The organism is Peribacillus sp., from assembly GCF_059453735.1.
The window spans coordinates 1-11976 of sequence record NZ_JAZVJO010000548.1 but is presented as its reverse complement, the minus strand read 5'-3'; the positions used below and the strand labels follow the sequence as shown (position 1 = coordinate 11976).

13 protein-coding genes are annotated in these 11976 nt (G+C 38.1%); 9 read left to right on the top strand and 4 right to left on the bottom strand.

Annotated elements, in window-relative coordinates; translation table 11 throughout:
* Window positions 1-208: 208 nt before the first annotated feature.
* The 3 genes from AC52RT_RS18050 to AC52RT_RS18040 all read left to right on the top strand — a co-directional run bounded on the left by AC52RT_RS18050 (window position 209) and on the right by AC52RT_RS18040 (window position 2311).
* Entirely contained in the window at window positions 209-460 is a 252-nt protein-coding gene (locus tag AC52RT_RS18050) for a GlsB/YeaQ/YmgE family stress response membrane protein (RefSeq protein ID WP_475731414.1), read from the top strand.
* Window positions 461-595: 135 nt separating this feature from the next.
* Entirely contained in the window at window positions 596-898 is a 303-nt protein-coding gene (locus tag AC52RT_RS18045) for a hypothetical protein (protein ID WP_495542029.1), read from the top strand.
* Window positions 899-1057: 159 nt separating this feature from the next.
* Window positions 1058-2311 (top strand): methyl-accepting chemotaxis protein, encoded by a 1254-nt coding sequence (locus AC52RT_RS18040; protein WP_495542028.1) that lies wholly within the window; start codon window positions 1058-1060, stop codon window positions 2309-2311.
* Window positions 2312-2357: 46 nt separating this feature from the next.
* Here AC52RT_RS18040 and AC52RT_RS18035 read toward each other — a convergent pair whose 3' ends face one another.
* Window positions 2358-2492, bottom strand: coding sequence for a hypothetical protein (locus AC52RT_RS18035; RefSeq protein ID WP_268870053.1), 135 nt, complete (start codon window positions 2490-2492; stop codon window positions 2358-2360).
* 190 nt (window positions 2493-2682) lie between these two features.
* Here AC52RT_RS18035 and AC52RT_RS18030 point away from each other — a divergent pair, with 190 nt between their 5' ends.
* The 4 genes from AC52RT_RS18030 (at window position 2683) to lipP1 (ending at window position 8123) form a co-directional block, all read left to right on the top strand.
* The gene (locus AC52RT_RS18030; RefSeq protein ID WP_495542027.1) at window positions 2683-3546 is read left to right on the top strand and encodes an STAS domain-containing protein; all 864 of its coding nucleotides are present in this window, start codon (window positions 2683-2685) and stop codon (window positions 3544-3546) included.
* Between the two features lie 167 nt (window positions 3547-3713).
* On the top strand, window positions 3714-4547 hold the full coding sequence (locus tag AC52RT_RS18025) for an STAS domain-containing protein (RefSeq protein WP_495542026.1): 834 nt from the start codon (window positions 3714-3716) through the stop codon (window positions 4545-4547).
* Window positions 4548-4702: 155 nt separating this feature from the next.
* The gene (locus AC52RT_RS18020; protein WP_495542025.1) at window positions 4703-7078 is read left to right on the top strand and encodes a penicillin acylase family protein; all 2376 of its coding nucleotides are present in this window, start codon (window positions 4703-4705) and stop codon (window positions 7076-7078) included.
* A 97-nt stretch (window positions 7079-7175) separates the two neighbouring features.
* Complete coding sequence (gene lipP1 / locus AC52RT_RS18015; RefSeq protein WP_495542024.1) at window positions 7176-8123, top strand: LipP1 family hormone-sensitive lipase; 948 nt, start codon at window positions 7176-7178, stop codon at window positions 8121-8123.
* Window positions 8124-8182: 59 nt separating this feature from the next.
* Here the strand turns inward: lipP1 and AC52RT_RS18010 are convergent, their stop codons facing one another.
* Together AC52RT_RS18010 and AC52RT_RS18005 are read right to left on the bottom strand one after the other, a co-directional pair.
* On the bottom strand, window positions 8183-8404 hold the full coding sequence (locus AC52RT_RS18010) for a hypothetical protein (protein WP_495542023.1): 222 nt from the start codon (window positions 8402-8404) through the stop codon (window positions 8183-8185).
* Window positions 8397-9026: a sigma factor-like helix-turn-helix DNA-binding protein gene (locus AC52RT_RS18005; protein ID WP_495542022.1), complete on the bottom strand. Its 630-nt coding sequence runs from the start codon at window positions 9024-9026 to the stop codon at window positions 8397-8399. The genes AC52RT_RS18010 and AC52RT_RS18005 overlap by 8 nt, the downstream gene beginning before the upstream one ends.
* Window positions 9027-9179: 153 nt before the next feature.
* On the opposite strand from AC52RT_RS18005, the gene AC52RT_RS18000 reads away from it, so the two are divergent.
* Window positions 9180-9338 carry a YvrJ family protein gene (locus AC52RT_RS18000; protein WP_495542021.1) on the top strand — a complete coding sequence of 53 codons (159 nt, stop codon included), beginning with the start codon at window positions 9180-9182 and terminating at the stop codon, window positions 9336-9338.
* Window positions 9339-9443: 105 nt separating this feature from the next.
* Window positions 9444-10271 carry a GNAT family N-acetyltransferase gene (locus tag AC52RT_RS17995; RefSeq protein ID WP_495542020.1) on the top strand — a complete coding sequence of 276 codons (828 nt, stop codon included), beginning with the start codon at window positions 9444-9446 and terminating at the stop codon, window positions 10269-10271.
* A 362-nt stretch (window positions 10272-10633) separates the two neighbouring features.
* Here AC52RT_RS17995 and AC52RT_RS17990 read toward each other — a convergent pair whose 3' ends face one another.
* Window positions 10634-11170, bottom strand: coding sequence for a histidine phosphatase family protein (locus AC52RT_RS17990; protein ID WP_340846968.1), 537 nt, complete (start codon window positions 11168-11170; stop codon window positions 10634-10636).
* Window positions 11171-11976: the final 806 nt, after the last annotated feature.

The window sequence follows — 11976 nt, the reverse complement described above, 5'->3', positions numbered from 1 at the left end:
TGGAAAGAAAAAAAGATACAAGAATATATGGATAAAGATAAAAAGGGTTAATAAAGCACACACGCAAGACAGTCAATATGGCTGATTCCTCGCCTGTTCTACTCAGGTTCCTTTCAAAGTTGGGTGTTTATTTATATTATTTTCCAACTAGCTATTCTAACTTGTCTATTCCCTTAATATATTTTCAAGGGAAGGGGGTGGAAGAGGCTTGGAACTTCTTTGGATGTTAATTGTTGGTGGGATTATTGGCTGGCTGGGGAGTTTAATAATTGGACGTGATATGCCTGGTGGAGTCATTGGGAATATCGTTGCTGGGTTTATAGGAGCATGGCTTGGTTCGGCCATTCTAGGTTCAATCGGGCCTGCTACTGGCGGATTTTACATTATTCCTGCACTTCTTGGGGCAATCATAGTGGTTTTTATCGTGTCATTAATTATGCGAAATACAAGATGGAGATAACCGCTATATGCTTATACCCGTAAATATGATTTACGGGTTTTTTTGTATGATTATTTTCGATGGGGCAGCGGTAAGTGGTATGATAGCTTACGAGTAGACTTTCTTCCGCTAACGGATAACTTGAGGTGTAGATGTATGAATAAAAGTGTAGTAGGTTTTTATTTAAGTATTGGAGCGTTAATTTCTGGTGGTATTTTAATTGGTATGATCATGGCAGGTATTTCAGCTAATATTTTTGTTTATGGTTTACTTGCTTTGCTATTTTTAGTTTGTACCTACCCAGCCTTCTTGCTGTGTTTGTTCGGAATATTTAAAAGAAAAGACCTTATTAGAAACGAAAAAAAATTCGCATGGGCGGGTTTTCTGATAAGTGGTGTATTTATTCTGATTGTATTTTTTATTATCTATACAGAGGGTAAGGTAGAACTAATAGGCTGACTTCGCATTCGCGGTCGGCTTTTTTTCTGTCAGTAACCATAAGGTAAAAAAAACCAAATAATTGGATGTGTTTATAGTATAATAGTTATGCAAGATTGAAACAAAGAATAGTCTTAATCTTGTAAGCGCTTTAAAAATAATTGTAAGGAGATTGGGTCTATGCAGCTTTTCCAATATATTTTACGAACGAGTATCATTGTCATTCCAGCAACATTTACGATTGGGTTTTTTGTTTGTATCATGAACGGAATAGAGGGAAAAAGTTTTGTTATCAATCTTATATGTATTACGTTAATGGGCGGGGTTGTCGGGGTGATTTCAGCTTTTATTAATCATGGACGATTTATTAAACCGATAGAAAAGATTAATACGTTTTTCAAAAAACTGGCAGATGGAGATATGAGGGACCGTCTAGAATCGGAGAATCTAGGTTTTCTTGCATCTGTGGCGATCAGTGTAAATTATGCGGTCGATTCATGGTCTAATGTATTAAATAAGGTTCAAGAGTCATCGAAAAATATGACTGACTTTTCGATCAACTTGGCTCAAGGCACAGCACAAACAAATCAAGCTACAGAACATATTTCAACAGTTATTGAAGGGATTTCTCGTGGAGCAGATAATCAGGTGAGAGGTGTTAGTGAAACTTCCGATGTGATCCATCAAATGTCTGAAAGTCTAGCCCAAGTTTCTACTAACGCCGTGACCGTAGTTTCAAGTATAAATAAATCGATGGAAAAAGCCGATGCCGGAACCAGTTCTATTGAATCTGCAGGAAGACAGATGGAGTCCATCTATTCAAATGTCAATGAGTTAGCGAGAGTAGTCAGGGGATTAGGTGAACGATCAAATGAAATAGGAAAGATTGTCGAAGTAATTACAGGGATATCAGCTCAAACCAACTTGTTGGCCTTAAATGCTGCAATAGAAGCAGCGAGAGCAGGAGAGCAAGGAAAAGGATTTGCAGTTGTTGCGAATGAAGTAAGGAAGTTAGCAGAACAATCAGGGCATGCTACCCAGCAAATTACCGGAATTATCTCTCATATACAGACTGAAACACGACAGGTGGTTGATACCATGGAATCCGTTAATGCAGAAGTGAGCGACGGAATCAATGTGATGTCAGAGGCAGGTGAATCTTTTACACAGATTCAGGAATCAGTTAATTCCGTATTTGAACAAGTAGCCCAAGTTTCTGCTGCGATTGAACAGATGACTTCTGGAACAAATAGTGCTGTAAAATCTATGGATATGATCACCAATGCTGCTGCAGAGTCGGCTGCCTCTACTCAAAGTGTGTTAGCAGCTACTGAGGAACAAGCAATTTCTATCCAAGAAATAAGTACGTTCGCCGATACGTTAGCTAAATTGGCAAGAGACATGCAAGAAATGACACACACATTCAAAGTATAAACAGAAAAGAGGTCTCACCTAGGTCTTAGGTGAGAGCTCTTTATTTCTAATTGGTTTTCTTATCTTCAGCCTTATTTTCTTTCATAATTTTCTTAATCCTTCTGCCATGATTTTTAGCATTAATTAAGCGAATCAGGTCCATCATATTTTCTGTTTCATTATCATTATTTTTGTTAGACATAAATATCCCCCCCAAAAAGATGACTGGTAAATACTCAGTTTTTATATATTACCCAACTGAGAAGTATACAAACATCCAGAAAAATCTGAATAAAATATCGATGTTTTAAAATGGATAATTAGGCTATTAACGTTATAAGAGAAAGTACGTATTAACTAGAATAAATTAGTTAGCGGTGGTGGAGGCAAGCATGGAAGAATTAAAGCGATTAGGAGAAAAGCTAATTAAAAATAAATATATACTTGCTGAGCATATTGATCTTCTTCAAAATGATCATTTCTCTTTTGGCGGAGTAATGGTAAGAGAATGGCGTGCAGATCTTGTACAAATACAAGGAGAAGCATTAATTTATGGAAAGGAACAAGCAGAAAAAAAGATGAGTAGCGCTAGTTTAAATTTAGGCAAAGTGATGGTGGAAAGCGGGTCTCCTATTAATCTGGCAATAGAGAATACAATGAACAGCCGTCATCTCTTTTGGAGCTTTATTGAAGAAGAAGTAAGTAACCAGAAATATTCTGTAAACATACTTTTGAAAGCAATGTCCATTATCGATGCACTATTAGATATTTCCCTTCGAAGTATTAGTTTGGGTTTCGTTAATCATTACAAGGAAACCGCAGATCTAACAGTAGAATCTCTAAAGCATATAAAGAATCAACAATCTCTAATAAAAACATTATCAACGCCTATTGTTCCAACTGTGCTGGATGGAGTCCTTCATATCCCGCTAAGCGGCGAGTTGAATGAAGACCGAATGAAGGATTTGCAAAGAAAGATAGTCAATGAATGCAAGGTTTTAAAGGCAGATAGCGTGATTATAGACTTTACGGGAATATCAGAACAGGATTCAAACTTATTTCCAATTCTTGAGAAAATGATTCATTCTTTGTCTTCGATAGGAACAAAAACAATCTTTGTTGGTTTTTCGTCTTTTGTCATTAGAAAAATAACGGGAAACGGTATTTTTAGCAAGGTTTTAATTTATTCATCCTTTCGGCAGGCTATAAATGAGTTATTAAAAAAGAGAGGATTGGAAATAAGGCCGATTAGCTAATGAGTAATTCTTAAGGTGTTTAAGATCTATAAGTAAGGGTATTATAACTATGAAGTATGGTCTTTTTGAGAAGTCAAAGCAGCAGCAGGAGTCTCCTGCTGCTGCTTTACGATTCCTAATCTGACTTATTTTAATGATAATGTTACACACTTTAAGGATGATCAGATATGCATAACAATAAAGAACTATATACATTTTTATTAGACCACTCTGCTGAAATCTCAACTACATGGGCCAAATCTTTTAATGACGAGTGGGTATCCCTATTTTCAACTGATGATTCAGTGCAGCTGAGTAAAATAACCTATCAAAATCAATTATTTATTATCCATCTCAGTAAGGTATTTCTCGTCGAACAAGGGTTGTTTTTTTCTTCGCTTGATACCTGGATTAAGCAGGTTGCAGGTAAACTTCATGCAAAGAAAGCCTCTATTCATCAAGTAATTGTGGAGCTGCGCAGAATCAGAATGATCTTTTGGGAAGCGATTGGAGAATTTGTTCAACTAAATGATAAAAAAGTGGCCCATAAGGAAATTTTACTTTGGAGTGATTTGGTTTACATTGCTTTTGAAGAAATTATTGAATCATTTATTCAATATTATAAACAAGCAAATCAGGATCGTTTAAAAGATGAGGCAAGTATGAATGAAGATACACCTCCCCAAGCCATCTTACTTAAAGAAGGATTAGGTCTGGTTTCTCTTTATCCAAATAAAGATCAAAAATATTCGGCTGTATTTCTTCGTGAGACACTTATATCTTGCAGAAAAAAAGAAATTCATACGTTAATTATTGATTTATCTAATTTCGATGTCATTGAAAAGTCAGATGCTGAACGAATTTATCAGTTGTGTTCTTCGTTAAAAGCAGTTAGTATCTCCTATCATTTGTCGGGATTGACAGAGACCTTAAAAGAAGATGCCCGTCACTTAAATGAGGGGCTGGAAGAATTAGTCATTTATCCTGATGTGTTATCAGCGGTAAAGATTTGTGACGTATAAGGACACAGGCAAAGCTCAAGTTGTTTCTTAACTTGGCTTTGTGCCTGTGTTTTTTTGTTTTTATAAATTAAAGTAGGGATGTAAGGTGCAGTAGTCGAATAATAAGGTTAGAGCAAAAAAGCTGGATGAATAACATAATAGGGAGAGGTGATGAAATGGAGGCAGTTTTACCTCAAATTAAGCCAAAGCGTAAGTGGAAAAAACGTGTATTATGGATTGGAGCAATTCTCCTTTTCTTGCTTCTTGCTGTTTGGTTAAGCGGTACTATATACCTCAATCGATTATTGCCGCAGACAGAAGGAGAAATTTCGCTTCCTGGACTGACAGAGGAGGTAACGGTGACAAGAGATGCTTCGGGTGTGCCGCATATTAAGGCAAATAATGAACATGATCTTTATCTAGCTCAGGGGTATATCCAAGCTCAAGATCGATTGTTCCAGATGGATTTAAGCCGGCGTCAGGCATCTGGACAGCTAAGTGAAGTTATAGGTGATAAAGTACTTAATAATGACAAATTCTTTTTGACTTTGGGGTTAAGAAGAGCAGCCGAGGCATCCTATGATCAATATACAGACAGCGGTAAAGCCACACTGGATTACTTTGCTGAAGGTGTTAATCTATATATGGAACAAGTTAGGGAAAATGGGAAATGGCCGATTGAATTTACCCTTCTTAGTTATGAGCCTGAGCCATGGACACCTGTTGATTCATTAACGATTGGTAAATATATGGCTTTCGATCTTGGCGGAAATTGGGAGTCACAGGCATTTAGACAGTATTTGCTGGAGAATTTTCCTCAAGATAAGGCATATGATTTATTTCCAGATTATCCAAAAGGATCTCCGTACATAATTGGAAAAGAGTCACTCGATATTGATAAGAGTTTTGCAAATGCCGTGATTCCTCATGAATATAATGGCAGTAACAATTGGGTTGTAAGCGGGAGCAAAACGAAGTCAGGGAAGCCGCTACTTGCTGATGATCCTCACTTGGGGCTTGCCACACCATCGGTTTGGTACCAAATGCATTTAGAAAACCCAAATGTAAATGTAAGCGGTGTCATATTTGCAGGAGTCCCTGGAATCATTCTAGGTCATAATGAAACCATTGCATGGGGCGTAACCAATACAGGACCTGACGTCCAAGATCTTTATATTGAAAAAAGGAATCCTGCCAATGCTGCTGAATTTTCCTATCAAGATAAGTGGGAAGCTGCTGAAATAATTAAGGAACCGATTAAAGTTAAGGACGGGAAGACAATTGATTATGAAGTAACAGTGACTCGCCATGGACCTGTTATTTCAGAGTTTGCAGGTAAAAGCGGGAAGGATACCGTTTTGGCATTACGCTGGACTGCACTCGATCCATCAGCCGAACTTGAGGCGATATTGAATATGAATAAAGCAAGCAATTGGGATGAATTTGAGCAGGCTCTTCTTAGATTTGAAACTCCGGCCCAGAATTTTGTATTTGCGTCTTCGGATGGCACAATTGCATATAAAGCAAATGGCAGCATTCCCATTCGGAAGAAGGGTGATAGCTTACTCCCTGTTCCAGGCTGGACAGATGAGTATGAATGGACAGGATTTATACCTTTTGATGAGCTTCCTAAAGTTGTAAACCCTGCGGAAGGTTTTATCTCAACGGCTAACAATAAAGTCATATCTGATGAATATCCGTATCATATCAGTAATGATTGGGCTCAACCCTATCGGCAAATGAGAATTCAGGAAGTACTGCAAACAAATGAAAAGCTGACAGCCAAAGATATGCAGAATCTCCAAATGGATAAAAAAAATCTGCAGGCAAAAGAATTTGCTCCGCAGCTTGTCCAGGTACTGAATGGTTCAGTCAAAAAAGAAGACCAGCAAGTGTTGGATATTGTAGATAAATGGAACTTTATTGATAGTGAAGACCAGGCAGCGCCCCTCGTTTTTAATCTTTGGATGCAAAATATAGCTGAGGTATTGTTTGTGAAACAAATCCCTGAAGATACACTTGCTCTATTTAAGGGCAAACGACAAGCGGTAGATGAACTACTGCGCAGAGCGCTGGAAGGGAACGAGGGACCTTGGATGAAAGATAATGGGGGTCTAGAAAAGGTACTGTCAGAATCTTTTCAGAAGACGGTGACTGATATTAAGGAGATGCAGGGAAGTGATCCTGCGGATTGGCACTGGGGAGAGTACCATCAACTTTCCTTTTCACATCCATTATCGAGTGTATCACCTCTGAATTATTTATTTAATAAGGAAGGCAGTATTCCAGTCGGCGGGAGTAATGTGACTGTTCAGGCAGCAGCCTTTAAGTCTGATGGAATTGTGAATCATGGCGGATCCTGGCGATTTGTCATTGATATAGAGAATATGAAGCAGGCCTACCATCTAGTGGGACCAGGTCAATCAGGCAATGTGAAAAGTAAATGGTATCATGATCAAATGACTAGCTGGGCAGAGGGGACATATCATCTTACCCAATTAGAAAATGTAAAAGGTAAAGTGCTGACGCTGACTCCTGCAGGTAAGGATTGATTCTACAGCGGTAGTTTGACTAGGGGAATCTAGTTATTTTCCATGTGAAAATACATAGATTTTATAGCAGGTTAATAATTCAGAGGAGATGAGGAAGATGGTTCTAGATGCACAGGCCAAGCTTTATCTTGAAATGATGTCCGGGATTCCGCCGCTTCATACACTGAATCCACAAACTGTCAGGGATTTACTATCACAATTGCCAGTAGAACAATCGATTTCAGCAGGTACTGGGAGGACTAAAGAATATGAAATTCCAGTAGAGAAAGGTCGCATTACTGTAAGGACGTATACACCAGAAGGACATGGGCCATTCCCTCTTTTCATTTACTATCATGGCGGTGGATGGGTCATTGGTGATTTGGAAACTGCTGACTCTACCTGCAGAATGCTGGCGGACCACCTAAATGCAGTTGTCATCTCCGTGAATTACCGGTTGTCACCAGAGTATAAATTTCCTATCCCATTAGAAGATTGCTTTACAGCTTTAAAATGGGTTGAAGCCAATGCCGGTTTATTAAAGGGTGATCGTAAGAAAGTGATTGTCGGTGGTGATAGTGCAGGAGGGAATTTAGCGGCTGCCGTGACCATTTTAGCCAGAGATCGAAAGGGTCCATCCATCATGGCCCAAGTATTACTCTATCCGAGCTTAGATTTTGATTTCACGACAGAGTCATATCAAAAATATAGTAAAGGATTTATTCTTACAGAGGAATTAATGACTTGGTTTGCAGGCCACTATGCTGAATCTCGAGCTGATTTGCAGAACAATTTGGCAGCCCCGCTGTTAACAGAGAATCTAAGGGGCCTGCCTCCTGCCCTTATTTTTACGGCAGAATACGATGTGCTTAGGGATGATGGACTATCCTATGCGAAAAGACTGGTCGAAGCAGGCATTCAGGTTGAATATAAATGTGAAGCGGGCTTAATTCATGGATATTTCTTAATACCGATGTTTACCCCCCGCATTGAATTAACAATTGATCGCATGGCAAATTTTCTTTCTAATGTTAAGGTAGACTTTACAATTGAGGAAGTAAAGTAAATAAAAACGGCAGCACTCCATTAAGGAGGGCTGCTGTTGTGTTTTGGTAGAGGCATTCATTATTTCTTTTTCTCAGTTGATAAATAATCTCCAAGAAATTGTTCAAAATTAGGGACTTTAATATCAGCAATTTTTTCATATGACTCAAGAATTTTTACCTTTATATCCTGTTCTAAATCTTCTTGATCCTGAAGCCGGGTATTCCACAATGATTTCTTAATTTTTGGTTCAAGTGTGTTGAGTAGTTCAAGCAGCTCGCTTTTTGTAATTTTTTCAGCCACAATGCTTATTCTCCTTTCTGATCGTGGTTCTCTTAAGATAATTCTGTCTGATTTTATGAATCGCTTGTTTACGAATACTTGAAATGTTTTGCGGTGTTTCTTGGAAATAGGCGGCAATTTCTTTATTCGAATAACCTTTAATAAAGAATAGGCTTAACACAACTCCTTGCTTACGCGTTAATTTTCGAATGGCAAAAATTAAATCTTCATCACTTAAGATCGAGGATAGCTCGAGTTGATAATTATACCTGTCCATATCCACATCATAATCAAGCAAATCCAGAAGGCTTGTGCCATTTTCAAATTCAGAAGCGGGTTTGTCGAGAATAGAGAGATAACGCTCTCTGTACTTCCGTTCTCGTTTATCGTAATCGATTGAATAAAAATGGATGAGCGAACAAAGGTATTTTTGTATACGTGTGCGGTAATAAAAAAACTCAAATTTATCATTGAGTTCACTAACATAAGGAGTTGTAGGGTTTTCCAGCGCTGCAAGGAAACTAGCACGATTTGCAGGTTGCTGTAAAAACAGCTTAATGATTGGTTGTTCAAAAAAACGTTGATGCTTCACAATCAGGCAATCAAACGTATTCGAAAGAAAAAGTATCGTTGTCTTATTCAAAGTATCTCGCCCTCCTTTATTCTATAAAGTGAAATTTTAACGTGTAAATCAATTATAAACGAACATTTGTTCTTATTTCTATGATTCGTTCGGGCTAAATTTACTTTTTTGATAATATTTCACTTTGAGTAGTAAATAGAAAAGGAAGAGGCGATGAAGATGGAAGATGGTTCAAATTGGATCGCTATTCTGAATAACTTTGGATTTCCAACGGTCGTATCCTTTTACTTACTACTAAAGTTTGAGAAGCAAATAGAAGAGCTGACACGAGCGGTGAATGCACTGTTGGATATGGTTAATCGTGATAAATAGGAATAAAGAGGGAAGTGCAATATTTGCGTACTAGTAATTTTGTACATGAATATAAGTGGGGATTTGGTATTATATTTTTATAAAGAACTTTGGGAGTTGGAGAAATTGAATGAAGTTCAGTTGAAAGAAGTAGAAGAACTGCAGCAAATCTGTGAGATAGAAGGTTTTAAGCTGAAGTTAAATTGGGGTACATTGAAAAGTCGAAAAAGAAAGGATTCTGATTATTTCTTTTATGAAATGAACCGGCTCATAGGCTTTGCTGCAGTATATGATTTTGGAGATAAAGCAGAAATTTGCGGAATGGTTCATCCTGATTATCGCAGACGCGGGATATTTACAAAACTTATGGAAGCAGGAATTAATGATTGCCTAGAAAGAAAATATAAGACAATCTTACTGAATGCCCCGGCTAAATCAGCGAGTGCAAAGGGATTTTTACAAAGTATATCCTGTCAATTTGCTGTTGCTGAATACCAAATGAAATGGGGGAAGACAGAACTCGTCGATTATGATGGCGTCCGGATGCGTCCTTCTACGCTTGAAGATACAGAGGTAGAAATTCTATTAGATATACAATGTTTTGGTTTTTCAGAAGAGGATGCACGATCCTTTCATAAGCGTATGAGAGCTGAAGAATCAGAACAGGTTTTTATGATTGAGGTTGAGAAACAAAGAAATACGATTGGCAAGATTAGAATTGATCGTAAGTTGAAAGAAACCTGGATTTACGGGTTTGCTATTTTTCCAGAGTTTCAGGGCTGCGGCTTTGGCAGGAGAGTGCTAAAGCAAGTGGTTCTTGAGGAAGAAACAAGAGGGAATGCTATTTATCTAGAGGTAGAAGCGACAAATGCTCATGCGCTTAGGCTCTACGAGGAGTGCGGATTTAAGGTAATTGGACAACAAGACTATTATCAATATCAGGTGAAAAGCTAAAATAAAAAAAGGTATCCTAAAGTGAACCGACCCCTGAAAGTTAGATAATAACTTTTCGGGGTCAGCTCAACAGTGGATGTCTTTTTTTATGTAAAAACAAAGGGGGTTAACTCCTTGCCAGTTTTGTTGAAGAAGGAGACTTGCGGATCCGAGATATCGAATTTGGATGTGTATCTTGAAAGAAGCCTTCATGGCGACTAGGTCTTCCAGAAGATAAATTTAAACATTACTAAGAATTTTAAGGTTATTCAAATGAGAAGAATGATCCAAGTTCCTGGTACCGAACCTGTATTTGGCGTAAGCAGAATATGGTCTGCTTTGTTTCGGAAACAAGAATGATAAATTCTTCTAGAAATAGATTCTTATTTTTCGAAAATATATAGTTCACCATTGTTGGGTGTCGAAAAAGAAGGGCCGGTAAAGCCTCGTTTTAACAGTTCTTTACGCATATATACCATCAAAGCTGCATGACTGACAATCAGAACATTTTCACTGCCTTGTTCATGGATAGCGTCAAGCGTTGCTCCAATTCGTTTCTTGGCATCTGCAACTGCTATACGTGTTTCTCTATTAAAAAATGGCGCTAATCGAATTCGCACAGCCCAAAGTATAAAAGGAAGTCCAAACTTTCCTTTATATTTTGGTGCTGGCAGTTCACGGAGCTTGTCCGTCTGAATAATATCATTTCTAGTATAAATATGTTTGGCAGTTTTTATGGCCCTTGGCATATCACTGACATAGCATTGAGACCAGATAATCTCACCAAGTTCTGTAGAGCCATATTCAATATCCGCTAAATCATAGTCTAAAAACCATTGATTCAGATAGTCTGGTGTTATGTATATTCCCCTAGGTAAGGGCTTTGCTACTTTAAAATGTCTCACTAAGCCAATCTTCATTTAATTTCACCTATCCTTCAAACAATCTCTGCCGCTTCTTGTCAATCTGCTTTTATCATACCGGTAATTTATGATCATCGCCAAGATTATGTGTGTTTTATAGAATAGAATAGAGATGATATGAAACATATCATCTCTGAATCCCACCATATAAAACCAGCTATTAAAAATAATTAGGAGCGGCGCGACCTGCGAGAACGCGATCTTCCAGAGCGCCTCTGATTATCTCCACCCAGCCTGCTTGCTAGTCTTTGGCGGAACAGCTCTAGTAGGCGGCTATTCCCTCGAGAGGATCTAGCTCCAGTTCGAGAGCCTCTTGAACGGTTTCGGCGATTGCTGTTTCCTGTGCTGTTTGACCGTCTGTTTCCAGATCTTCCACTTTGAGACTGACTGTTTCCAGATCTTTTGTTAGATGACCGATTGTTACTCCTTCTTCTCCCCGTACTCTCAGAAGAAGCGGGTTCTTGACGTAGGAAGTCCCCTAGACCTGATGTCAAAGCCTCTCTGAGAGCCCTTTGAATATCGGTATTCGATGAGTTTGCCAAAAAAATAACCTCCATTTTTTAAAAATTGCCACATACTACTATACGCGGCCTGTCTTAATAATGAGTAAGGCAAAAGCTGAGGTTCAAAAAATAATAATATATCAATAGTTGTATTTGTTAAATTCCCTCATACGAATAAAGAAAAGCGTAAGGGAGTTTTCAAATGGATGACAAGATAATTGAGTATAAATTTGATATTCATCCGAAAAATTTAAAGAAACTTCATAAGGATATTTGGTGTGATGACCTAGTACCGGCCGT

Bases quoted from the DNA above. Each gene is read 5' to 3' on its own strand.
- AC52RT_RS18045 (WP_495542029.1), top strand. From the start codon at position 596: ATGAATAAAAGTGTAGTAGGTTTTTATTTAAGTATTGGAGCGTTAATT.
- AC52RT_RS18040 (WP_495542028.1), top strand. From the start codon at position 1,058: ATGCAGCTTTTCCAATATATTTTACGAACGAGTATCATTGTCATTCCA.
- AC52RT_RS18035 (WP_268870053.1), bottom strand. From the start codon at position 2,492: ATGTCTAACAAAAATAATGATAATGAAACAGAAAATATGATGGACCTG.
- AC52RT_RS18030 (WP_495542027.1), top strand. From the start codon at position 2,683: ATGGAAGAATTAAAGCGATTAGGAGAAAAGCTAATTAAAAATAAATAT.
- AC52RT_RS18025 (WP_495542026.1), top strand. From the start codon at position 3,714: ATGCATAACAATAAAGAACTATATACATTTTTATTAGACCACTCTGCT.
- AC52RT_RS18020 (WP_495542025.1), top strand. From the start codon at position 4,703: ATGGAGGCAGTTTTACCTCAAATTAAGCCAAAGCGTAAGTGGAAAAAA.
- lipP1 (WP_495542024.1), top strand. From the start codon at position 7,176: ATGGTTCTAGATGCACAGGCCAAGCTTTATCTTGAAATGATGTCCGGG.
- AC52RT_RS18000 (WP_495542021.1), top strand. From the start codon at position 9,180: ATGAAGATGGAAGATGGTTCAAATTGGATCGCTATTCTGAATAACTTT.
- AC52RT_RS17990 (WP_340846968.1), bottom strand. From the start codon at position 11,170: ATGAAGATTGGCTTAGTGAGACATTTTAAAGTAGCAAAGCCCTTACCT.